The sequence below is a fragment of the Microbacterium sp. T3-8 genome, assembly GCF_055398145.1.
Genome location: NZ_AP027918.1, coordinates 435138 through 457250, shown reverse-complemented (window position 1 = coordinate 457250; position 22113 = coordinate 435138). Strand labels below are relative to the sequence as shown.

20 protein-coding genes and 1 pseudogene are annotated in these 22113 nt (G+C 69.2%); 13 read left to right on the top strand and 8 right to left on the bottom strand.

The window, feature by feature from the left end; genetic code table 11:
- Window positions 1-74 precede the first annotated feature (74 nt).
- From ACZ5Y9_RS02170 to ACZ5Y9_RS02135, 8 genes are all read left to right on the top strand, one after another.
- Window positions 75-764: a Pr6Pr family membrane protein gene (locus tag ACZ5Y9_RS02170; protein ID WP_464472136.1), complete on the top strand. Its 690-nt coding sequence runs from the start codon at window positions 75-77 to the stop codon at window positions 762-764.
- A 126-nt stretch (window positions 765-890) separates the two neighbouring features.
- Window positions 891-2102: an AAA family ATPase gene (locus tag ACZ5Y9_RS02165; protein WP_247623927.1), complete on the top strand. Its 1212-nt coding sequence runs from the start codon at window positions 891-893 to the stop codon at window positions 2100-2102.
- A gap of 48 nt (window positions 2103-2150) precedes the next feature.
- Window positions 2151-3059 carry a DUF58 domain-containing protein gene (locus tag ACZ5Y9_RS02160; RefSeq protein ID WP_247623928.1) on the top strand — a complete coding sequence of 303 codons (909 nt, stop codon included), beginning with the start codon at window positions 2151-2153 and terminating at the stop codon, window positions 3057-3059.
- On the top strand, window positions 3046-3534 hold the full coding sequence (locus ACZ5Y9_RS02155; protein ID WP_247633323.1) for a hypothetical protein: 489 nt from the start codon (window positions 3046-3048) through the stop codon (window positions 3532-3534). Before ACZ5Y9_RS02160 ends, ACZ5Y9_RS02155 begins: the two co-directional genes overlap by 14 nt.
- Window positions 3525-4511, top strand: coding sequence for a VWA domain-containing protein (locus tag ACZ5Y9_RS02150; RefSeq protein ID WP_464472135.1), 987 nt, complete (start codon window positions 3525-3527; stop codon window positions 4509-4511). The genes ACZ5Y9_RS02155 and ACZ5Y9_RS02150 overlap by 10 nt, the downstream gene beginning before the upstream one ends.
- Window positions 4508-5533, top strand: a complete 1026-nt coding sequence (locus ACZ5Y9_RS02145) for a vWA domain-containing protein (protein ID WP_464472134.1) — start codon at window positions 4508-4510, stop codon at window positions 5531-5533. Before ACZ5Y9_RS02150 ends, ACZ5Y9_RS02145 begins: the two co-directional genes overlap by 4 nt.
- On the top strand, window positions 5530-6312 hold the full coding sequence (locus ACZ5Y9_RS02140) for a hypothetical protein (RefSeq protein WP_464472133.1): 783 nt from the start codon (window positions 5530-5532) through the stop codon (window positions 6310-6312). Before ACZ5Y9_RS02145 ends, ACZ5Y9_RS02140 begins: the two co-directional genes overlap by 4 nt.
- A complete protein-coding gene (locus tag ACZ5Y9_RS02135) occupies window positions 6312-7415 on the top strand; it encodes a DUF4064 domain-containing protein (protein ID WP_464472132.1) in 1104 nt (367 codons plus the stop codon). Before ACZ5Y9_RS02140 ends, ACZ5Y9_RS02135 begins: the two co-directional genes overlap by 1 nt.
- Window positions 7416-7482: 67 nt before the next feature.
- Here the strand turns inward: ACZ5Y9_RS02135 and ACZ5Y9_RS02130 are convergent, their stop codons facing one another.
- On the bottom strand, window positions 7483-8217 hold the full coding sequence (locus ACZ5Y9_RS02130) for a ZIP family metal transporter (RefSeq protein WP_404596894.1): 735 nt from the start codon (window positions 8215-8217) through the stop codon (window positions 7483-7485).
- Between the two features lie 213 nt (window positions 8218-8430).
- Between ACZ5Y9_RS02130 and argG the strand changes: the two genes are divergently transcribed.
- The 5 genes from argG (at window position 8431) to ACZ5Y9_RS02105 (ending at window position 14194) form a co-directional block, all read left to right on the top strand.
- Window positions 8431-9864, top strand: a complete 1434-nt coding sequence (gene argG / locus ACZ5Y9_RS02125) for an argininosuccinate synthase (RefSeq protein ID WP_247633329.1) — start codon at window positions 8431-8433, stop codon at window positions 9862-9864.
- Between the two features lie 147 nt (window positions 9865-10011).
- Window positions 10012-10638, top strand: a complete 627-nt coding sequence (locus ACZ5Y9_RS02120; protein ID WP_247623936.1) for a TetR/AcrR family transcriptional regulator — start codon at window positions 10012-10014, stop codon at window positions 10636-10638.
- Complete coding sequence (locus tag ACZ5Y9_RS02115; protein ID WP_247623937.1) at window positions 10635-11492, top strand: hypothetical protein; 858 nt, start codon at window positions 10635-10637, stop codon at window positions 11490-11492. Before ACZ5Y9_RS02120 ends, ACZ5Y9_RS02115 begins: the two co-directional genes overlap by 4 nt.
- Window positions 11489-13360 carry a YhgE/Pip family protein gene (locus tag ACZ5Y9_RS02110; RefSeq protein WP_247623938.1) on the top strand — a complete coding sequence of 624 codons (1872 nt, stop codon included), beginning with the start codon at window positions 11489-11491 and terminating at the stop codon, window positions 13358-13360. The genes ACZ5Y9_RS02115 and ACZ5Y9_RS02110 overlap by 4 nt, the downstream gene beginning before the upstream one ends.
- A gap of 72 nt (window positions 13361-13432) precedes the next feature.
- Window positions 13433-14194, top strand: a complete 762-nt coding sequence (locus tag ACZ5Y9_RS02105) for an alpha/beta fold hydrolase (protein WP_247633333.1) — start codon at window positions 13433-13435, stop codon at window positions 14192-14194.
- 243 nt (window positions 14195-14437) lie between these two features.
- Here the strand turns inward: ACZ5Y9_RS02105 and ACZ5Y9_RS02100 are convergent, their stop codons facing one another.
- From ACZ5Y9_RS02100 to ACZ5Y9_RS02070, 7 genes and pseudogenes are all read right to left on the bottom strand, one after another.
- The gene (locus ACZ5Y9_RS02100) at window positions 14438-15319 is read right to left on the bottom strand and encodes a type IV toxin-antitoxin system AbiEi family antitoxin domain-containing protein (RefSeq protein WP_247623940.1); all 882 of its coding nucleotides are present in this window, start codon (window positions 15317-15319) and stop codon (window positions 14438-14440) included.
- Between the two features lie 208 nt (window positions 15320-15527).
- A complete protein-coding gene (gene mnhG, locus ACZ5Y9_RS02095; RefSeq protein ID WP_247623941.1) occupies window positions 15528-15917 on the bottom strand; it encodes a monovalent cation/H(+) antiporter subunit G in 390 nt (129 codons plus the stop codon).
- A complete protein-coding gene (locus ACZ5Y9_RS02090; RefSeq protein ID WP_247623942.1) occupies window positions 15914-16183 on the bottom strand; it encodes an MrpF/PhaF family protein in 270 nt (89 codons plus the stop codon). Before ACZ5Y9_RS02090 ends, mnhG begins: the two co-directional genes overlap by 4 nt.
- Window positions 16180-16782 carry a Na+/H+ antiporter subunit E gene (locus ACZ5Y9_RS02085; RefSeq protein WP_404596900.1) on the bottom strand — a complete coding sequence of 201 codons (603 nt, stop codon included), beginning with the start codon at window positions 16780-16782 and terminating at the stop codon, window positions 16180-16182. The genes ACZ5Y9_RS02090 and ACZ5Y9_RS02085 overlap by 4 nt, the downstream gene beginning before the upstream one ends.
- On the bottom strand, window positions 16779-18335 hold the full coding sequence (locus ACZ5Y9_RS02080) for a Na+/H+ antiporter subunit D (protein WP_247623944.1): 1557 nt from the start codon (window positions 18333-18335) through the stop codon (window positions 16779-16781). The genes ACZ5Y9_RS02085 and ACZ5Y9_RS02080 overlap by 4 nt, the downstream gene beginning before the upstream one ends.
- Before the next feature lie 242 nt (window positions 18336-18577).
- Window positions 18578-19081 (bottom strand): annotated as a pseudogene (locus tag ACZ5Y9_RS02075) (Na(+)/H(+) antiporter subunit C); the annotation flags it as partial.
- Entirely contained in the window at window positions 19081-22044 is a 2964-nt protein-coding gene (locus tag ACZ5Y9_RS02070; protein WP_247623946.1) for a Na+/H+ antiporter subunit A, read from the bottom strand. The gene ACZ5Y9_RS02070 and the pseudogene ACZ5Y9_RS02075, both read right to left, overlap by 1 nt.
- Window positions 22045-22113 lie beyond the last annotated feature (69 nt).

The following is a 22113-nucleotide window of genomic DNA, read 5'->3' as shown; positions in this document are numbered from 1 at the left end:
TACCAACTCCATGCAAATGGTTTTTTCGCCTGATGTCATCGGTCTTCTCCCGATACATTGGCGGCGGAGGCATGATGACTACTTGGTGGCCCTACCTGCGGATCGCCGCAGCCCTTCTCGGCGCTGCGGCGCTCGTGCGGCAGATCACGGTGTCGATCACGAACGCGCACTCGTCGACCACCGAGTGGGGTTCGCACGTGCCGACCGTCGTGGCGAACTTCTTCAGCTTCTTCACCGTGCTGTCGAACATCGGCGCCGTGGTCTCCCTGACCATCGCCGCGATCTGGATGATCCGCACGCGCCGCGACGACACCCCCGAACCCCGCTGGTTGGCCACGCTGCTCGTCTGCACCAGCACGTACATGATCGTCACGGGCATCGTCTACAACCTGCTCCTCCGGTACATCAACCTCGACGGGGTCTCGGAGGTGTGGACCAACGAGACGCTGCACGTGATCGTGCCGCTCGTCATGCTCCTCGATGTGCTCTTCGCGCCCCGTCGGCGCGCACTGCCGTGGAGCGCGGCCCTCGTCGCCGTGATCTTCCCGCTGGTATGGACCGTCTACACGATGGTGCGCGCGAACTTCATCACGGGCCCGATCACCGGGAACCCGTGGTGGTACCCCTATCCGTTCCTCGACCCGCACGGCCCCGGCGGATGGGGCTCGGTCGTCGTCTACATCATCGGGATCGCGATCGGCATCATCGCCGTCGCCGCCGGTGTGGTCTGGGTGGGTCGTCGCCGAGGCATCCGCGTTCCCTGATCCGACGGGGCGCTCGGCCGATGGGGACTCCTCCCCATCGGCTCCGAGCCGGCGCGTCGGTGGATGCGGTTACCCTGGTGCGGGGGAAGGACGCGATGTTTCCCCGCGTGATCGAGGAGACTGCAGATGAACGAGCCCTACGCGCCGGACCCGTCGACGAATACGGCCCCTCCGCCCCCGCCCGCGCCTCCCGCGCCGGCACCCGCGCTTCGCAGCGAACAGCGCGACGCGCCGACGCCGCCTCCTCCCGCCGCGGCGGCGACGCCCCCGACGTTCCCGGCATCCGCTCCCGCCGCAGCTGCACAGGCCCCGTCATCCGCCCCGGCTCCGAAAGCGGATGCCGCGCCCAGGACGGCCCCGTCCGACGCGGAGATCTCGCGGGCGAGCGACGTGCTGAAGGTCGTCTCCGACGCCTACTCCGCGAAGATGGTGGGCCAGGAGCGCCTGCGCATGAGCCTGCTCATCTCACTCATCGCCGGCGGCCACATCCTGCTCGAGAGCGTGCCCGGCCTCGCCAAGACGACCGCCGCGAGCACCCTCGCCGACACGGTCAAGGCGCAGTTCAAGCGCATCCAGTGCACGCCCGACCTGCTGCCGAGCGACATCACGGGCAACCAGATCTACGACGCGGCGACCGGCTCGTTCCGCACCGTGCTCGGCCCCGTGCACGCCAACTTCGTGCTGCTCGACGAGATCAACCGATCGAGCGCCAAGACCCAGAGCGCCATGCTCGAGGCGATGCAGGAGCACCAGACCACGATCGGCGGTGAGGTGCACCACCTGCCGAAGCCCTTCCTCGTGATCGCGACGCAGAACCCGATCGAGCAGGAGGGCACCTACGAGTTGCCCGAGGCGCAGATGGACCGCTTCCTGCTCAAGGAGATCGTCGAGTACCCGAGCCCCGCCGAGGAGTTCGAGATCCTCGGCCGCATCGACTCCGGTGTGCTCGACCCCGACCGGCACGTCTCGAGCGCGATCTCGCTCGACGACGTCCACATGCTGCAGGACGTGGCCAGCCGCATCTACGTCGACCCCGCGATCCGCAACTACATCGTGTCGATCGCGTACGTCACGCGTAACCCCGCACCGTACATCGGCGACGACCGCGCCCGGTTCATCAAGTACGGCGCGAGCCCCCGCGCGAGCATCGCGTTCCTGCAGGCGTCGCGCGCCCTCGCCCTGCTCAAGGGTCGCTCGCACGTGCTGCCCGAAGACATCCGCGAGCTGCGGCACCTCGTGCTGCGCCACCGCGTGCTGCTGACGTTCGAGGCCGACGCCGAGGGCATCCGCAGCGAGGAGATCATCGACCAGATCTTCGCCGCCGTCCCCACTCCCTGACCCGGTCGCCGAGCCAGGAACCGTCGCCCCGCACCGGAACAGAAGCCCATGCCCAGTCTGATCACGCAGGTGAAGAGCAAGCTCTTCCTGCACTCGTCGCGCAAGTCGATGCACGCGCTCGACGGTGCGCACGCGTCGCTGCTGCGCGGGCGCAGCCTGGACTTCGAAGACCTGCGCAAGTACGAATACGGCGACCAGGTGCGCGACATCGACTGGCGCGCGACGGCCCGCCTGGGCACGCCGCTGGTCAAGCGATCGCGGGCGATGCGCATGCAGACGGTGCTGTTCGTCGTCGACACCGGGCGCTCGATGACGGCCCTCGCGGCCGACGAACGCCCGAAGAAGGACCTCGCGATCATGGCGGCCGGTGCTCTCGGCATCCTGACCCTGCGTCACGGCGACGACTTCACCACGGTGTACGGCGATGCCTCGCGCGCGCGTCGCCTGCCCCCCGGTCGCAGCGAGGGCGCGCTCGAGCACGCACTGCGCACGATCAGCCGGGCGACCGACGAGAGCACGGTTCCCAACGACCGCGACGGCCTGCTCTCGTACGTCACCCGCACGGTGTCGCGGCGCATGATCGTCGCCGTCATCACCGACGAGGCGCCCATCACGAGCGAGACCGAGCGGATGCTGCGCCGGCTGCGCGTGCAGCACGACGTGCTGTGGCTCACCCTCCGCGACGCGGATCCGGTGCTCGATCACGCGACCGGGCGCATCCGCAGCGACGTCGACAGCAGCTGGGACGTGCCGGACTTCGTGCAGGGCGATGCGGCGATCGTGCGCCAGCTCACCGCGCAGGCGCAGGCCGAGGAGGCGCACCTCGCCGAGACCCTGAAGCGCCTCGAGATCGGCCACGCCGTGCTCGAGGGTCAGGAGTCGGCCGTCCCCCAGCTGCTGCGCCTGCTCCACGGGGCGCTCAGCCGATCCGGCGGGAGGTCGAATGCCCGGGTCTGATGAGCTCTACCCGCCGGCGCAGTACGGCTGGGGCTGGGTGCTGCTCGCGTTCGGCATCCTCGCCCTGCTGATCGTGGGCGCGTGGCTCGTGATCGCCCTCACGAAGCAGCGCCGCCCCGCCGACCGTCTCGGCATCGAGCAGCCGCAGCTGCTCACGGGCGACGTGCTCAGCCAGTTGCGCGTGGAGTACCTCGACCGCGTGCAGCAGATCGAGACCGACTACCGCGAGAAGCGGCTCTCGCCCCGCAACGCCAACCTCGAACTGAGTCGCGTGGTGCGCACCTTCGTCAACGAGTACAGCGGCCTCGAGGCCCCGGTGCTCGCCCTCGACGACCTCGTCTCCCGTGGAGTGCACCCCGCCCTGATCGACGCGATGCGCCGGCACTACTATCCGAGCATCTTCCGCCAGGGCCCGCCGATCGATCCTCTCGCCGGCGCCGAGGCGGCGCGGACGGTGGTGCGCTCATGGCACTAGCGAACGGCTGGCTCATCATCGTGGCGGCCGCGGTCGTGATCGCCGCCCTCGGCATCGGTATCGCGCTCGGACTGCGCAGCCGCGGGCAGTCCACGGGAACCGACCGCGCACGCATCGCCCGCGCGGAGCGTCTGCGCGCGCTGCCCGCGTTCCGCGAAGCGCTTTCCCGACGGATCATCGCCCTGAGCGGCATCCTGCTCCTGGGTGCGCTCACGGTCATCACGGCCGGTGTCGTGGCCGCCCGGCCGATGTCCTCCCAGACGATCCAGCCCGTCAACACGAGCCGCGACATCATGCTCTGCCTCGACGTCTCGGGATCGATGTCGGAGGTCGACGTCGAGGTGCTGACGGTGTTCGAAGAGCTGCTCGACGGCTTCGAGGGCGAGCGCATCGGGCTGACGATCTTCAACAGCTCGCCGGTGCAGATCTTCCCGCTCACCGACGACTACGACTTCATCCGCACGCACCTCGAGAGCATGCGCGAGAGCTTCGACTACGTCGATCAGATCCCCGAGCACTGGGTCGGCACGCTCAACGGCAACGGCGCCTCGCTGATCGGCGACGGGCTCGCCGCCTGCGCGATGGGCTTCGACCACCCCGACGACGAGCGCTCGCGCTCGGTGATCTTCGCAACCGACAACGAGATCAACGGCGCGTCGATCGTGACGCTCGAAGAGGCCGCGAACTACGCCGCATCGAACGGCGTGCGCGTGTTCGCGCTGAACCCCGTCGAGGGCAAGGACGCGGATGTGAGCGCCGAACTCGCCGCTGCGGCCGAAGCGACCGGCGGTCAGGCCTACGGACTGCGCGACACGACCACGGTCGGCGACATCGTCGAGCAGGTGCGCGAGCAGGATGCGACCGAGCTCCGCGGCGAGGCGCAGGTGGTGTGGACCGACGCCCCCGACCTGTGGATCGTGGTCGTCTCGATCGCGCTGCTGTCGTTCGTGGTGCTGCTGTGGAGGGTGCGACTGTGATCTTCCAACCCGCCATCAACGTCTTCCTGCTCCTGCTGCTGTTCGCCCCGATCGCCGCGCTCGTGGTGTGGGTGCTCGTGCGCGCGCCGAAGGACGCGGGGCGCTCGACCGCCCAGACGCGCAACCACCGTCTGCTCTGGGCGCTGCGGTTGGCCGCGGTGCTCGCCTGCTTCGTCATGCTGCTGCGCCCCGGCATCCCCGGCGGCGCCACGCAGACCCTGGCGACCGACACCGACATCGTGCTGGTGGTCGACACGACCGCGAGCGTCGTCGCCGAGGACTGGGCCGACGGAGAGCCGCGCCTCGACGGCGTGCGCGCCGACGTGCGCACGATCATCGCCGAGTACCCGGGCGCGCGCTTCGCGCTGCTCACCTTCGACGCCGCCGCCGAACTGCGGATGCCGTTGACCACCGACACCACGGCGCTGGTCGGGTCTCTCGACGTGCTGCGCCCCGAGGTCACGAGCCAGTCGCGCGGAAGCTCGATCGGCATCGCCGCGACCCTGCTCGAGCAGACGCTCGCGTCGGCGGCCGAGTCGTCGCCCGACCGCTCGCGCATGGTGTTCTACTTCGGCGACGGCGAGCAGACCGTGTCGTCGGACCCCGAGTCGTTCGCCGCGAGCGCGCCCTACATCGACGCCGGCGCGGTGTTCGGGTACGGCACCGCCGAGGGCGGGCCCATGCGCATCACCAGCGGCGGCGTCGACGGAAAGGATGCCGGGTACATCCAGTACCAGGGCTCCGATGCGCTGTCGGTCGTCGATGAGCAGAACCTGCAGGCGCTGGCCGCCGAACTCGGCGTCGAGTACGAGCACCGCACAGCCGACACCGAGCCGAAGCTGCCCGAGGCGCCGACGACCACCACGAACTACGCCGAATCGGGCGAGGTCGGCAACGTGACCGAGCTCTACTGGATCGCGGCGCTCGTGCTCATCGTGCTGCTCGGGATCGAACTGGCGCGCGCGGCCATGCTGATCGCCCGCCTGCGCGGCTTGCGCACCCCGAAGGGAGGCACGGCATGACCGACGCTCCGTCCGCCACCGCGACCGACCCGCAGGCCGCGGCCGCGCAACTGCTCGCCTCGAACCGTCGGCGCCGCAGCATCCGTCGATGGATCGCGATCGGTTCGCTGCCCCTCGTGCTGGTGTCGCTGTTCTTCGTGGGCAAGATCCTCAGCATGTACGCGTTCGCGCACCAGGCGATCAGCGCCTATGTCGTCGACGACTACGCGGGCTCCGAGGCGGCGGCCGAGGGCCAGGAGTTCCTCAACTTCTTCGAGCCGTACAAGGCCCCCTTCAACGTCGGCACCGCGCTCGCGGGCGCCGAGGAACTGCCCAAGGCACGCACGAAGCTCGAAGAGGCCCTCGACCTGGCGACGGGCCTGGAGGTCTGCGCCGTGCGCGTCAACCTCTCGCTCGTGATCGAGCGGATGGGCGATGCGGCCCGCGAGGGCGGCGACGGCGCCGGTGCGGCCCAGCTGTACGCCGAGGCGCTGACGATCGTCGTCGAGACGCCCGAGGAGTGCAACAGCGAAGAGGCCGAGAACCAGTCGTCCGATCCGGATCGCGACATGGGCGAGAGCCTCGACGACTCCGAGGAGCGCCTGAAGGAGAAGCAGCAGGAGCAGGAGCAGGAGCAGCAGCCCGACCCGCAGGAGGGCGAGGAGCAGCAGGAGCAGCCGCAGCAGCCCGACGAGCAGAAGCTCGACGACCTCAAGGACAAGCTCGACCAGGGCACGCAGGAGCGCGACCAGCAGCAGGGCGGCGACGAGCCCGGCTCGGGAACGGACAGGCCATGGTGATGGATCACGAGAGCCAGCGCGCCCGCTACCTCGCGGGCGCCGAAGGTGCGCCACCCGTTCCGCCGCCCGGCGGCTACCGCGGTGCGCGCCGCGGCACCGGACCGCAGGAGGCACCGGCGTTCCCGACGTTCGTGTCGGTGGCCGACGGCGACGACGAGCGCCGGTCGGCGAACGCGATCGGATGGATCGCCCTGCTCGCCAGCATCCTGTTCGCCATCGTGCTGCTGGGTACGATGCTCGCCGGCGGCACCGACCTGCTCTACGGCGTCACGATGCTCGCCCTGCAGCTCGTGCTCGTCGCGGTCATCATCGCGGCGATCGCCACGAAGCGGGGGCGGCTGCTCGGCGCGATCGCCCTCGTCATCGCGGTGCTGTTCAACGTCGCCACCGTCGGCGGGCTCAGCGCCCTGCAATCGTCGGCCAGCGGCAACTACGACGGAGCGAAGTCCGACGAGCAGAAGCACGCCGAGGCCTACCCCGGCATCAAGGGCACCGACAACCAGGACGTGCTGAACCAGCAGTCGCTCGAGGAGGTGCGTGCCGAGGCCGACAGCCTCTTCGCCGACGTGCGCCAGCGCCTCAGCGACGAGTTCGGCTACACCTGGACGCAGTTCACCGACGAAGACCTGCGGCCCGAGCGCAACGGCTACGGCGGGGAGTCGATGCTCTACGAGTACGGTTCGGCGGGCTGGGCGACCAACGAACCGATCCAGGACTACGCGCGCAAACAGCAGGTCATGGCCGTGATCGATCAGGTCGTGCAGGAGCACGGGATGTACGGTCTGTACGCCTTCAACGACCCGACCGGATCGGGCATCGACCCGACGATGATCGAGAAGCTCTACGGCAGCGACGACCCGCGCACCCAGCACACGTGGGAGTCGTACACCGAGAATTACCCCGATCCGCTGCGCTTCTATGCGACGATCTACGACCTGTCGAACGACACGGACGGCGGATTCAGAACCGAGCGCGAGGCGCAGAACGCGCGCACCGGCGAGCCGGTCGAGGGACTGCAGCTGTTCGTGATCGCGAGCGCCGTGCTCAGTGACGACGACCGCGACGAGTTCGAGAAGAAGATCCAGGAGTACCCCGGGTTCTGAGGCCCGGGGCCGCTGCCCCTCGCTGGGTCGCTGAGCCTGTCGAAGCGTCCCACCCCCGCCGAGGCGCTCAGCTCGCGAGCGCGAGACCCGCGGCGAGCGCGAAGCCCAGAACGGTCGCGAGACCGGTCGACTCCTTGGCCTTGGACTGGGCCTCCGGCACCATCGAATCGACGAGCATCACGAGCAGCGCCCCGGCCGCGAAACCGCTGGCCGCGGTGCGGAATGCGTCGCCGGTGATGCTGGCGAGGCCGAAGCCCGCGACGGTCGCGGCGGCGCAGATCACGGCGACGCCGGCCCACAGCAGCAGCACGCGCGAGCGCTTCATGCCGCCGTCGAGCAGGTCGGCGGCCGAGCCGATCGATTCGGGCAGGTTGGAGACGAGGATGGCGACGACGAGCGCGATGCTCACCGGTTCGCCGGACGCGAGGCCGATGCCGAGCACGAGTTGCTCCGGGATGCCGTCGAGCAGTGCACCGACGGCGAGTTGTCCGCCGCCCGCGTCGCCCTTCTTCTTCGCGGCGCGCGCGTCGAGGATGCGTGCGGCGACGTAGTAACTGATCGCGCCGAGGGCGACGCCGATGACCAGGGGGAACGGGCCCCCGCGATCGAGGCCCTCCTCCCAGAGCTCGAAGGCGATCGAGGCCATGAGCGCGCCCGCACCGAAGCCGAGCACGATGCCCAGCCAGCGCGGCGGCCATTTCCGCAGCATCGCGAGCACGGCACCGATGAACAGCGGCGCCGCCGCGACCACGCCCCACAGCACTGCTGCGCCCATGAGCACCTCCGTGGCCCACTCTGGCACGACAGCGCGCCTACGGCATCCGCCTCTCCCATACGGAGGAGATCTCTCGCTCCGCAGGACGGAATCCAGGATTCGCTCCTCCGTTGCGTGCGATCTCCTCCGCTGCATGCGCCGGAGCCGGCAGCCGCACGCCGGCAGCAGTCCGGAATGGACCGCATCCGGATGCCGTCACGCATTCGGGAGCGACACGCCGCCCGCCGTAGACTGGAGGGTATGTCCAAGGTCCTCCAGTCCCTGCCCGTCGGCGAGCGCGTCGGCATCGCCTTCTCCGGAGGACTCGACACCTCCGTCGCCGTCGCGTGGATGCGCGAGAAGGGCGCCGTGCCCTACACGTACACCGGCGACCTCGGCCAGTACGACGAAGACGACATCGACTCGATCCCGGGCCGTGCGCTCGAGTACGGCGCCGAAGCCTCGCGCCTGGTCGACGCCAAGACCGCGCTGGTCGAAGAGGGCTTCGTGGCGCTCTCGTGCGGTGCGTTCCACATCCGCTCGGGCGGCAAGACCTACTTCAACACCACTCCCCTCGGGCGCGCGGTGACCGGCACGATGCTGGTGCGCGCCATGAAGGAGGACGGCGTCGACATCTGGGGCGACGGCTCCACCTACAAGGGCAATGACATCGAGCGGTTCTACCGCTACGGCCTGCTCGCCAACCCGCGTCTGCGCGTCTACAAGCCGTGGCTCGACGCCGACTTCGTGACCGAGCTCGGCGGGCGCAAGGAGATGAGCGACTGGCTCGTCGCCCGCGACTTCCCGTACCGCGACTCGGCCGAGAAGGCCTACTCGACCGACGCCAACATCTGGGGCGCGACGCACGAGGCCAAGACCCTCGAGCACCTGAACGTCTCGCTCGAGACCGTCGACCCGATCATGGGCGTGAAGTTCTGGGACCCGTCGGTCGCGATCGACAGCGAAGACGTCACCGTGACGTTCGAGGCCGGCCGACCGGTCGCCCTCAACGGCGTCGAGTTCTCCGACCCGGTCGCGCTCGTGCGCGAGGCGAACACGATCGGCGGACGCCACGGCCTCGGCATGAGCGACCAGATCGAGAACCGCATCATCGAGGCGAAGTCGCGCGGCATATACGAGGCCCCCGGAATGGCCCTGCTGTTCATCGCCTACGAGCGCCTGGTCAACGGCATCCTGAACGAAGACACGCTCGCGACGTACCATGAGCAGGGCCGACGCCTCGGTCGCCTGATGTACGAGGGTCGCTGGCTCGAGCCGCAGTCGCTCATGCTGCGCGAGTCGATCCAGCGCTGGGTCGGCCTCACGATCTCCGGATCGGTGACGATCCGTCTGCGCCGTGGTGACGACTGGACCATCCTCGACACCGTCTCGCCGAACCTGTCGTACGGCCCCGAGAAGCTGTCGATGGAGCGCGTCGGCGATGCGGCCTTCGGCCCGGTCGACCGCATCGGCCAGCTCACCATGCGCAACCTCGACATCGCCGACTCGCGTGCCCGCCTCGAGCAGTATGCGGGCCTCGGCCTCGTCGGCGGCGCCACGGGCGAGCTCGTCGGTCGCGTGACCGCCGGCGAGTCGGGCGAGATCACGGGTGCGGTCGAAGAGGTCGACGAGAACCTCGCCGACGCGGTCGACACGGCTTCCGAAGGCGCGGCCTTCGACTCCGGCACGGACTGACCCCTCGCGGGTTTCGATCAGGGGGCGGATGCTGCGGCATCCGCCCCCTTTTCCGTGCGGCCTCGCGGAGTGCGTGGCACGAGCGGATGCTGTGAGTCCATTGAGTTATCTTGCACACAACTGTGCACATTAAGTACACTCGAATCCATGACCACCCGCGCACCCCGTCGCGACGCCATCGAGAACCGCGCCGGCATCCTCGACGCCGCCCGTTCCGCGCTCTCCGTCGACCCCTATGCCTCGGTCGACGTGATCGCCCGCAGCGCCGGCCTCTCGCGCCGCACCCTCTACGGCCACTTCGACGACCGCGAAGCCCTCATCCGCGAACTCATCTCGACCGGCGCCCAGCGCTTCAACGCCATCGCCGAATCCGTGACCGATGCCGACGCCCGCCTCGCCCTCGCCCGCCTCACGGCACGCCTCTGGCACGAGGCCGCGCACGTGCAGGTCGCCGCCGCCCTCGCGCTCGACGAGGCGCACGTGCAGCACACGGCCGACGCCCTCGCCCCGCTGCGCCGCACGGTCGCCGCCCTGGTACGCCGCGGCCAGGACGACGGCAGCTTCCGCAGCGACCTCGCCGCCCCCACCCTCGCCCGTCTCATCGAGGAGATCGCGCGCACGGTCATCTCCCGCACGGATGCCGCGAGCACGGGCGCCGCGAACCTCGCCGTCCGCGCGGTGCTCAGCATCGCCGGGCTCTCGTGGCGCGAAGCCGATGAGCTGCTCGCCGCCCACCCCGACATCGTCACCGGCCCGACGGAGGTCCCCGCATGAGGATCACCCTGCACGACGTGAGCAAGGGCAAGAACGGCCAGGCCCTCCCGCCCACGACTCTCGAGTTCCACACCGGCGAGGTGCGGTACGCCCTCGCCGAGACCGAGCAGCGCCCGACCGTCCTCGGCCTGATCGCGAGCGGACGCATGCGCCCCGAGACCGGTCGCGTCACGATCGATGACTCCGAGAGCGCCAGGGAGCTGCGCCGCCGGGTCGCCCTCGTCGACGCCCCCGACGTCAGCGACCCGCACCCCGACATCTCGCTCGCGGGCGTCGTCGGCGAGGAACTGATGTTCGCCGGGCTCGGCGCGACGCCGCTCCACGCCAAGCGCTGGCTGTCGCAGCTCGGGTACGCCGAGCTCGCCTCGGTGCCGATCGGCAACATCGACCCCTCGGCGCGCGTGCGCATCCTGTGCGAGCTCGCGGTGCTGCGCGACGGGACGGATGCCGTCGTGCTCGTGTCGCCCGACCGGCACGGCGGCTCGCCCGACGGCTGGTGGCGCATCGCCGCCGAGTTCGCCGAGCGCGGGTTCGCGATGCTCGTGATCCTCGGCGGTTCGGCAGCCGTGGCGCTGGAGCGGATGCAGGAGCTCGGCGCGGTCAACGCCTCCGGCCCGGTCGAGCCACTCGTGCTCGAGCCGGAAGCGGATGCCGACGCAGAAGCGGATGCCGAAGAAGCCCGGTCCCTGAGCGAGGAGCGCAGCGACGAGACGGCGGGCGCTCAGGAACCCGAACCCGAAGAAGCCCGGCCCCTGAGCGAGGAGCGCAGCGACGAGACGAAGGGCCGCACCACAGACCCCGACCCCGACCCCGACGACGAAGACGAAGACGACACGAACGGAGCCGCCTCATGAAGGTTCCCGCGATGATCGCGGCCGAGCTGCGGCGGCTGACGGCGAGCAAGATGGGCATCATCGCGCTCATCGCGCTCGTGTGCGTGCCGATCCTCTACGGCGGCCTCTACCTCTGGGCGAACCAGGACCCGTACGCCAAGTTCCCCGAGGTGCCGGTGGCACTCGTCGTCGACGATGCGGGGGCGCCGTCCACGGCATCCGACGCCGCCGCCGGCGACACCGTCAACTACGGCGAGGACGTCGCCGACAACCTCATCGACGGCAACGCCTTCGACTGGCAGCGGATGACGGCCGACGAAGCAGCGGATGCCCTGCGCCACGGCACCGTCGACTTCACCGTGACCATCCCCTCCGACTTCTCGACGGCGCTGACCTCGGCCGCGGGCGACGACCCGCACCAGGCCCGCATCGACCTCGAGACCAACGACGCGAACAACTACCTCGCATCGTCGATGGGCACGCAGGCGGTCGAGAAGATCCGCAGCTCGGTGGCCGAGATGGTCGGCAGCGAGGCGGCCGAGCGCCTGCTCACCGGGCTCAGCGACATCCGCGACAGCCTCGTGACCGCGACCGACGGGGCGACGCAGCTGACCGACGGCGCGAACACCGCCGCGACGGGCAGCGCGACCCTCGCCGACGGCACGGCCCAGCTGGCCGACGGCACCGCACAGCTCGCCTCCGGCGCCCAGACCCTGGCGACCGGGGCGCAGTCCCTCGCCGACGGCGCCGCGCAGGTGAGCGACGGCAACCGCCAGCTCGCCGACATCGCCGACCGGGCGGGCTCGGTCGTGCAGCAGGCGACGGATGCCCTGCCGCAGGTGCGCACCGATATCACGACGATCCTCACCGATCAGGGCCTCACGCCCGAGGAGATCGACCAGGTGCTCGCGAAGCTCGACCCGCTCGCGACCCGGCTGCAGGACGGCAACGCGACCGTGCAGGCGGACGTCGGCAAGATCGATCAGCTCGCGGATGGCGCGGCACAGGTCGCTTCCGGCGCGGCGACCCTCTCGACCGGCGCCTCGAGCCTCGCCACCGGTGCGGGCACGGTCGCGGAGGGCGCGGCATCCGCGAACGACGGCGCGGCGCAGCTGCGCGACGGACTGAGCACCCTCGCCGGCGGAGCGGCCGAACTGCGCGACGGCTTGGCATCCGGTGTCGACCAGATCCCGGCATCCACCCCCGAGCTGCGCAGCCTGCAGGCCGACACGATCGCCGACCCGGTGAAGGTGTCGAGCGACAAGGTCGCCTCGGCCGAGGACTATGGTGCCGGGCTCGCCCCGTTCTTCGCCGCCCTCTCGGCCTGGATCGGCATCTACGCGCTGTTCCTCATCGTCAAGCCGATCTCGCGGCGCGCGATCACCGCGCTGCACTCCCCGATCCGCATCACGCTCGCCGGGTGGCTGACGCCCGCGGCGCTCGGCGCGGTGCAGATGGTGGGGCTCATGGGCATCCTCGCGCTCACCCTCGGGTTCACGTTCAACCATCCGCTCGGCACCCTCGGGGTGCTGGTGTTCGCCTCGGCGACGTTCGCGGCGATCATCCTCGCGCTCAACGTGTGGTTGGGCTCGGTGGGGCAGTTCCTCGGGCTCGTGCTCATGGTGCTGCAGCTGGTGACCGCCGGCGGCACGTTCCCCTGGCAGACGCTGCCCGCCCCGCTCGCGGCACTGCACCACGTGCTGCCGCTCGGCTACGTCGTCGATGCGATGCGGCAATTGATGTACGGGGGTGATCTCGCCCGAGCGGGCGGCGACCTGATCGTGCTCGGCATCTGGTTGGTCGGTGCGCTGCTGTTCGCGATGATCGGCGTGACACGCATGACGCATCGGCGCACGCTGCGCGACCTGCAGCCCAGCCTCATCGGCTGAGTCCCCGGTGCGGGGCGGGGGGGGCTGAGTCCCCGGTGCGGGGCGGGAGGCCGTCTCTACTAACGTGGAACGGTGCCCACCAGCTATCTCGCCCCCGCCGGGACCCCCGTCACGCTCCTCGAATTCGAGCACGCCGGGTCGACCCTGATCGCCGAGACCTTCGGTGAGGGCGAGCCGACGTTCCTTCTGCTGCACGGCATCGGCATGGGGCGCAGCGTCTACCTCGACATCGCGCAGCGGCTCCCGGGTCGGCTCATCGCGCTCGACCTGCCGGGGTTCGGCGAGGCCCCCGAACCCACCCGCACCCTCACGATGGAGCGCCACGCCGACCTCGTCGCGGCATACCTCCGGCACACGGGCGAGGGACCCGTCGTGGTGATCGGTCACTCGATGGGCAGCCAGATCGCGGCGGAGCTCGCGGCACGGCATCCGCTCCTCGTCTCGGGCGTCGTACTCGCCGGGCCCACCGTCGACAAGACCAAGCGCAACCTCGCGGCGCAGGGCTCGTACCTGATGCGCGACCTGATGGGCGAGCGACCGCTGGTGATCTGGCGCGGCGCGCGCGAGTACCTGCGCGGCGGGCCGCACCTGATCCGCAAGATCAGGGCCACGATCGCTCACCAGCCCGAGAAGGCGTTCGTGCGCATCACCGCGCCGGTGCTCGTGCTGCGCGGTGAAGACGACCCGCTCGCGCCGATGAGCTGGTGCCGTGCGATCCTCGATGCGATTCCCGGTGCTCGGCTCGAGGTGATCCCCGACCACGGCCACGGCACGCTGATCAGCGACTCCGAGCCCGCCGCCCGCCTGATCGAGGGCTTCGCCGCCGAGTTGTGAGGGGTGTGGCGCAGCGCGCATAACTCCGGAGAAAGGTCGCACGCACCGGCCACATGCTCGCGGTAGCCACATCGACGGCGCTTTCTCCGGAGTTATGAACAGAGCGTCCAGAGCGAACGCTCGGACGAGCGCACTCCTCCCCCTCACCGGCCACCGGTCTCGGACGTCGACAACTCCGGAATTCTGCGCGCTCTCGCCCCCTTTACGAGCGCAAGTGCGCGCTGAGCCCCTGAGTATCCGGAATTATGAACGCCGACCGCGTCCGCCACGCATGCCAAGAGCAGCCATCACGTCGATCACGGCACCTCGCACGATGTCCGGTCGCTCCATGACGTCCGTTGCAAGCGGTCGAATCGTGACGTAGCCGCGTGCGGCAGCAGCCAGGTCACGTCTCCGATCCTCGACCTGCGCAAGCCATCCTTCGTGAAACTCCCTGCTGTCGCACTCGATGATCAACCACCCCTCGATGACGAAGTCCACCCGCCCGACTCCTTCTATGCGCACCTGCGTCTCGTACTCCGCGCCGATCGCCTTCAGGATGAGGCGCATGAAGGTCTCCGGCCCCGACTCTGCGGTCGCATCGACGAGGGAAAGAAGGCGGGCGTAGCGCTGCGGCAACCCGTCGAAGATTGTGGCGAGTTGTCTCCGAGTCAGAAGCCTGTGGTGGAGCAGGCTGTCGAGCGTCGCCAGTGCACCACGAGGCGTCTGGCATCTGATCGCATGTCGGACGACATCCTCGAATGCCGCCGCATGCAGGGGCGCCGGCACGGACGACGGTGCGCTCCAATGCAGCCGAGTGCGTGCTGAGCCAGGCGGTCGCACGCGCGACGCGTCGGGTGCGAGTTGCACGTGCAGGCCCGAGGCCCGATGCACGAAGATTCCGATCGCCACGAGAAGCGACAGGCAGGACAGTCGTCCACCGATGCGCACGGCCTCTGCGACCTCGGCCGCGATGTCCGGATACGCATAGCGATCTCGTCGCAGTCGTAGCAGCGCTCCCGCCTCGACGGCCCGCGTGATCGAGCGCCCGCTCACCCCGCGAGCGAGCAAATTCGATCGCGTGAACACGCAGGGCGCATACACCTCTACGACTCGATCTCTGACGGCTTTCTTGCTGTTTCGCACCACAGCAGTGTGTGCGGCGGGGGGCCTGCGCTACTCACGTATCGCGGACATCGGAACAAGTCCGGCACACTGGCGCACCGTGGAGGAGTAGTGGCGCCCTCCCAGCTTGTTCATGACTCCGGAGAAACTGATGGGATGGCGCTCAGGACAGCAGATTCAGGTGGATAGTGCCTGATTATCCGGAGTTGTGAACACACGCCCCCGCGCACTACCCCGCGGCGGGCGGGGTCTGCTTGGCGTCGGCGAGCTCGTCGACGACGAGGTGGCGCTGATCGGCGGAGCCGTTGCGGTAGGCCTGGCGTCCGACCATGTGCGCCGAGAGCGGGGCGGTCGCGAACTGCATGAGCACGATCGGGGCGACCAGCAGCAGCCCCAGCAGGATGCCGCCGACGCTGCGCTGCGCGAGGGCGACCGCGAGGCAGATGAACACGAGTCCGAGCACCTGCGGCTTCGTGGCGGCGTGGAGCCGCGACGGCACATCGCGGAAGTGCAGCAGTCCGACCGCTGCCGAGAGGCAGAGCAGCGCGCCGAGCAGGATGAGCACGAGCACCGTCACGTCGATGACGGCGTCGGGGATGACGAGACCGAAGATGTTCATGGCGTCGTGTTGTCCCTTCGTGCGACGAAGCGGGCGACCGAGATCGATCCGAAGACGCCGATCGCGGCGATGATGAGCAGCACCGGGATGCTGCGCGTATGGCCGTTGATCGCCATCTCGGCACCGAGCACGCACATGACCTCGGTGAGCAGCACGTCGGAGGCGACCGCGCGGTCGAGGATCGTGGGCCCGCGGAAGATGCGGATGACGGTGAGGATCGCGGCGATGCCGAACACCACCATGATCACGAGCAGCAGGATGTTCACCGGGCACCGCCCTTCGTCGAAGATCCGGCGGCGGTCGCCCGTGCCCGCTCATCGGCCTTGAGCGCACGATACTGCGCGGGATCGCCGAGCGCACGCACCACCCGCTGCTCCCAGCGCAGCACGATGCGGCGCTGTTTCTCGACGTCGTCCATCCCGTCCACGCCGATCACGTGCATGTAGAGAACGCGGCGATCACGATCGGCCTCGACCACGAGCGAGCCCGGCACGAGCGACGACACGACCGCGACGTGCGTCATGACAAGATCGTCGGCGTAGCGCAGCGGCACCGCGATGATGGCGGTGCCCGGCTGCTTGCGGAAGTCGAAGACCTGGATGGCGACGGTGACGGCGCCTCGCAGCAGCGCCCAGAGGAACTGCACCACGAACAGCGCGGCGTAGAAGACGTTGACCCGCCCCGACAGCTCGACCGTCGGCAGGCGGAACACCCGGGTCACGAACACCGCGACGACGAGTCCGGAGACGAACGCCAGCAGCGTGAACTGCCCCCACAGCAGCATCCACAGCACGACCAGCCAGGCGAGGAACGGCAGCTGGGCGCGCAGGTCGCGCCAGAAGTGACGCTTGCCCTCGGGACTCATCCGCCCACCTCCTCTTCGAGCTGCACGAGGTTGACGGGCTGCAGCAGCGTCTCGCCGATGCGGTCGCAGAGCTCGTAGAGCGGGCCCGCGAAGACGGTGAGCGCGACGGTGACCCCGACCATGCCGGCGGTCGCGAGCGTCATGATCTTGGGGATGCGGCGACGCTCCTGCTGCTCATCGGCTGCCGGCGCGTTGCCGAGGTACGAGATGCGTCCCTCGGTCTCGGTCGAGTCCTCCTCCTCACGCCAGAACGCGAGGTTCCAGGCGCGCATGAGCGCGTACAGGGTGAGGAGCGAGGTGAGGATGCCGCCCATGATCAGCACGATCATGAGGGGGGTGCCGACGGATGCCGCGGCCTCGAAGAGCGCGAACTTTCCGATGAACCCGGAGAAGGGTGGCAACCCGCCGAGGTTGATGGCGGGGATGAAGTAGAGGACGGCGATCACCGGCGCGATCTTCAGCAGCCCCTTGACCCGCAGGATCGAGGTGCTGCCGGCTCTTCGTTCGATCAGCCCCACGGCGAGGAACAGTGTCGTCTGCACGACGATGTGGTGCACGATGTAGTACACCGTGGCGCCGATGGCCGCGGGCGTCGCGATCGCGAGACCGAAGATCATGTACCCGACGTGGCTGACGAGTGTGAACGACAGGATTCGTTTGAGCTCGGCTTGCGCGACGGCGCCGAGCACGCCGACGACCATGGTCGCCAGCGCGATGATCAGAAGCAGCGTGTCGATGCTGTTCGAGGCGAACAGCTGCGTCTCGGTGCGGATGAGCGCGTAGACGCCGACCTTGGTCAGCAATCCGGCGAAGACGGCGGTGACCGGGGCGGGCGCGGTCGGGTAGGAGTCGGGCAGCCAGAACGACACCGGGAAGATGGCGGCCTTGATGCCGAACGCCACGACGAGCATGAGGTGCAGCACGAGCTGCGTCTCCTGCGGCAGCTCGGCCATGCGCTCGGCGATCTGCGCCATGTTGACCGTGCCGACGGCTCCGTAGATCATCGCGATCGACGCCAGGAACAGGATCGACGACACCAGCGACACGACGATGTACACGGCGCCGGTGCGGATGCGCGACTCGGTGCTGCCCAGCGTGATCAGCACGTACGAGGCCACGAGCAGGATCTCGAACCCGACGTACAGATTGAACAGGTCGCCCGCGATGAAGGCGTTGAAGATGCCCGCCGCGAGGATCAGGTACGAGGGGTTGAAGATCGAGATCGGGGTCTCGTCGGTGCCGTCGGCGGCCCCCTGACCGATCGAGAAGAGGAGCACGGCGAGCAGCACGATGCTCGAGATCAGTACGAGGAGGGCGGCGAGCCGATCGACGTAGAGCACGATGCCGAACGGCACCGGCCATCCGCCCACCGACACCGCCATCGGGGTGTCGCCGGCGTCGACGGCGACCAGCAGCACGGCGGCGATCACCGAGACGGCGGCGAGCGTGACGACGGTGACGAACACCTGCAGGCGCGCGTTGCGACCGAAGACGAGCGTGATCGCGGCGCCCAGCAGCGGGAGCCCGACGAGGAGGGGGACCAGAACGCTCATCGGCGATCCTCCTCATCGTTGTGCTCGGGGGCGTTGTCGTCGGATGCCGGATCGAAAGCCGTGTCTCGGGCCGCGTCCGCGGCATCCGTTTCGTCGGCATCGGCGGCGTGGGTGTCGGCATCCGTCCGGAAGGAGGATCCCTCGGCATCCGCTTCGTCGACGGACTCGGTCTCCTCTTCGTCGTCGTCGGGAGGCGCCGATTCGGCATCGAGGACGCCCGCGGAGGCATCCGTCCCGTACGAGCCGTAGGCACGATCGACGGGCGCGTCGTCTTGGATCGAGGAGTGGTCGCGCATGTGGAGCACCGTGATCGGCGCGGTCTGCACGCCGACGAAGTCGGTGGTGGCCTCGTCGTCGTCGGACTCGGACTCGTCGTCCATGAGATCTTCGTCGGCGTCGGTGCGCTCGCGCAGCGCGATGTCGGCCTCGTCGTCTTCGACCGTGTCGGCCTGGCCCAGCTGCCAGGAGCGGTAGATGAGCGCGAGCAGGAACGCCGAGACCGCGAACGTGATGACGATGGCGGTGAGGGTGAGGGCTTGCGGGAGCGGGTCGCTGATGTCGCCGTCGACGCCGTAGAACGGCGCGCGTCCGGGCACGCCCATGACGATCATCAGCAGCAGGTTCGTCGCGTTGCCGAGCAGCAGGAATCCGATGAGCACGCGGGTCAGGCTGCGCTCGAGCATCGCGTACACGCCGCAGGCGAAGAGCACGGCCATGATCACGATGAGGGTGAGCGAGACGTCCATCAGTGGGCACCCCGCCTCTCACGCGAGACCATCGGCGCATCGCGCAGCGCCTGGGTCTGACGGTCGACCTCGGCCCCGAGGCTGCGCAGCACGTCGAGCACGAGGCCGATGACGACGAGGTAGACGCCCACGTCGAAGATCGTCGAGGTGACGAACTCCATGTGGCCGAAGCCGGGGATCTCCCACTCCCAGAACGTGCTGGTGAGCGGCGCCTGGCCGAAGAACAGGGGGATCAGCGCGCTGCCGACCGCGAGGATGAGGCCCGCGCCGAGCAGACGTCCCGCGTCGGTGGGTGCGGCTGCTCCGAGCTCCCAGCGGCCACCCGCGATGTAGCGCATGACGAGCGCCATGCCCGCGACGAGACCGCCGGCGAAACCGCCGCCGGGGAGGTTGTGACCGGAGAAGAGCAGGAAGATCGACACCACGATGATGGTGTGGAACAGCACCCGGACGATCACCTCGAGCAGGATCGACCGGTTCTCGGGCTTCATCTTCGTTCCGCCGACGAGCCAGGCCCGGGGGCTGCTCTCGTTCTCGGTGGTCTGGAAACGGATGCCCTCGGTCGTCTCGACCAGCGGGCGGCTCTGCGTGCGGCGGCGCTTCGACCGCGGCAGCTTGAGGGTGGCGGCGAGCATGTCGGCGCGATGGGTGACGAAGACGAGCGAGGCCACACCGGTCGCGGCGAGCACGAGCACCGACAGCTCACCCATCGTGTCCCATCCACGCAGGTCGACCAGGGCGACGTTGACGACGTTCTTGCCGTGGCCGATCTCGTAGGCGAGCTGCGCGAACGAGGTGGAGATGGGCTCGTGGATGCGCGACTGCGTGGCGACCACGGCGACGAGCGCCATCGTGAGACCGACGCCCACCGCGAGCAGCGCCCGCGGGATGCGCCCGACCGAGGCGTTGTGCTCGCCCATCTTCGAGGGCAGGCGGCGCAGCACGAGGGCGAAGGTCACCATCGTGACGGTCTCGACGAGGATCTGCGTGAGCGCGAGGTCGGGGGCACCGCTGGTCGCGAACAGCACCACCATGCCGAGGCCCGTGACCGACACGAGCACGACTCCGGTGTAGCGCTTCTGCGCCCGCACCGCGAAGAGACCGGCGGCGGCCATGATCGGCGCCACGACGATCTGCACCGGCGTGTGCCAGGCCGACAGCTGGAAGCGGTCGATGTCGGTCGCGACGAGCGCCGTGACCTCGGCGGCGACGAACACCACGAAGATCGTGCCGACGTACACGGGCAGCGAACCGCGCTGGGTGAGGGTCGTGCTGAGCACCGACAGGCGGTCGACGCCGCGCATGACGAAGTAGTAGACATCGGCTGCGGTGAACGGCAGCAGGCGGGCCTTGCGGTCCCAGCCCGTGCGGCGGGAGAGCAGGAAGATCCCGAATCCCAGCACGATCGACAGGATCGAGATGCCGAGCGCCGGCTCGAAGCCGTGCCAGAGGGCGAGGTGCCCCGGGCCTTCGACGGCCAGCCCCTCGGCGTCGAGGCCGGGGGTCGCCGTGACCGCGTATCCCTGCAGCGCGACGTCGAGCGCGGGAGCGCCGATGCCGGCGGCGAGCGTGACACCCGCGAGGATGATCGGCGCCGACAGGAACCCGACGGGCGGGTCGGGCCAGGGGGTGTCCGGCATCCGATCGCCCTGCGCGTCGCGCTTGGTCCAGAAGGCTCCCCAGAGGAAGCGCACGCCATATGCCGCAGTGAGCATGGATCCGAGGATCACGCCGATCAGGGCGACGAGTCCCCACGCGGATCCGCCGATCGCATCGTCGAGCAGGGCGGTGAGCGTCGATTCCTTCGCCACGAAACCGAGGGTCGGGGCGATGCCGGCCATGGAGGCGATCGAGATGAACGCCGCCGTCGTCATGACCGGGGCCTGCCGGCCCACGCCCGAGAGCTCGTTGATGTCACGCGTCGAGAGCTGACGGTCGATCACACCCACGATGAGGAACAGTGCCGACTTGAACAGCGCGTGGCCGATGACCAGCGCGAGCCCCGCCAGCGCCGCGGCCTGCGTGCCGTAGCCGACGACCACGGCGAAGAAACCGAGCTGGCTGACGGTGCCGAAGGCGAGGATACGCTTGAGGTCGGTCTCGCGCAGCGCCTGGAACCCGCCGATCAGCATCGTCAGGATGCCGAGGCTGATCACGATCGGACGCCAGGTGGGGCTCAGCGCGAAGATCGGCGCGAAGCGCGCGATGAGGTAGATACCCGCCTTCACCATCGCGGCGGCGTGCAGGTAGGCGCTCACCGGAGTGGGAGCGGCCATCGCACCGGGCAGCCAGAAGTGGAACGGGAAGATCGCCGACTTGCTGATCGCGCCGATCAGGAGCATGACGATCGCGGCATCGATCATCGGACCGGTCGGCACCTCGGCGAGGATCTCGCGGATGCTCGACGTTCCGGCATCGACCACCAGCAGCACGACGCCGACGAACATCACGAGTCCGCCGAGCGTGGTGACCAGCAGCGCCTGCAGCGCGGCACGACGGCTGGCCGCGCGACGGCGGTAGTGACCGATGAGGAGGTACGAGAGGATGCTCGTCACCTCCCAGAACATGACGAGCATGACCAGGTCGTCGGTGAGCACGAGGCCGTACATCGCGCCGGCGAAGCCCAGCAGAACGCCCGCGAACTGGCCGATCCCGGCCGATTCGTCGTGGAAGTACCAGCGGCAGTAGAGGAGAACCAGCGATCCGACGCCCGTGACGATGAGCGTGAGCACCCAGCCGAGCACGTCCATGTTCATCGACAGGTTCAGCCCGAGCTGCGGGATCCACGACACCGAGACGAACGGGGAGTCACCGTCGATCACCTGCGGCGTCATCACCAGCGCGTGGACGAATGCCGCCGCGGGAATGAGAGCGGCGATCGCGAATGCCTGAGACCCCAGCCAGCGCACCAGAACGGGCATCAGGAGAGACCCGAGGAGGAACACGGCGAGGAGCGTCAGCATATACGCGGCTCCTCAGGGCTCGTCGGCCGGGGGAAAACGGCGCAGGCGGGCGGGTGTCTGGTTCTATTC

Coding starts and splice junctions, on each gene's coding strand:
- ACZ5Y9_RS02080 (WP_247623944.1), bottom strand. CDS start 18,335: ATGAGCGTTCTGGTCCCCCTCCTCGTCGGGCTCCCGCTGCTGGGCGCC.
- ACZ5Y9_RS02170 (WP_464472136.1), top strand. CDS start 75: ATGACTACTTGGTGGCCCTACCTGCGGATCGCCGCAGCCCTTCTCGGC.
- ACZ5Y9_RS02160 (WP_247623928.1), top strand. CDS start 2,151: ATGCCCAGTCTGATCACGCAGGTGAAGAGCAAGCTCTTCCTGCACTCG.
- ACZ5Y9_RS02150 (WP_464472135.1), top strand. CDS start 3,525: ATGGCACTAGCGAACGGCTGGCTCATCATCGTGGCGGCCGCGGTCGTG.
- ACZ5Y9_RS02110 (WP_247623938.1), top strand. CDS start 11,489: ATGAAGGTTCCCGCGATGATCGCGGCCGAGCTGCGGCGGCTGACGGCG.
- ACZ5Y9_RS02070 (WP_247623946.1), bottom strand. CDS start 22,044: ATGCTGACGCTCCTCGCCGTGTTCCTCCTCGGGTCTCTCCTGATGCCC.
- ACZ5Y9_RS02115 (WP_247623937.1), top strand. CDS start 10,635: ATGAGGATCACCCTGCACGACGTGAGCAAGGGCAAGAACGGCCAGGCC.
- argG (WP_247633329.1), top strand. CDS start 8,431: ATGTCCAAGGTCCTCCAGTCCCTGCCCGTCGGCGAGCGCGTCGGCATC.
- ACZ5Y9_RS02120 (WP_247623936.1), top strand. CDS start 10,012: ATGACCACCCGCGCACCCCGTCGCGACGCCATCGAGAACCGCGCCGGC.
- ACZ5Y9_RS02155 (WP_247633323.1), top strand. CDS start 3,046: ATGCCCGGGTCTGATGAGCTCTACCCGCCGGCGCAGTACGGCTGGGGC.
- ACZ5Y9_RS02135 (WP_464472132.1), top strand. CDS start 6,312: ATGGATCACGAGAGCCAGCGCGCCCGCTACCTCGCGGGCGCCGAAGGT.
- ACZ5Y9_RS02140 (WP_464472133.1), top strand. CDS start 5,530: ATGACCGACGCTCCGTCCGCCACCGCGACCGACCCGCAGGCCGCGGCC.
- mnhG (WP_247623941.1), bottom strand. CDS start 15,917: ATGAACATCTTCGGTCTCGTCATCCCCGACGCCGTCATCGACGTGACG.
- ACZ5Y9_RS02085 (WP_404596900.1), bottom strand. CDS start 16,782: ATGAGTCCCGAGGGCAAGCGTCACTTCTGGCGCGACCTGCGCGCCCAG.
- ACZ5Y9_RS02165 (WP_247623927.1), top strand. CDS start 891: ATGAACGAGCCCTACGCGCCGGACCCGTCGACGAATACGGCCCCTCCG.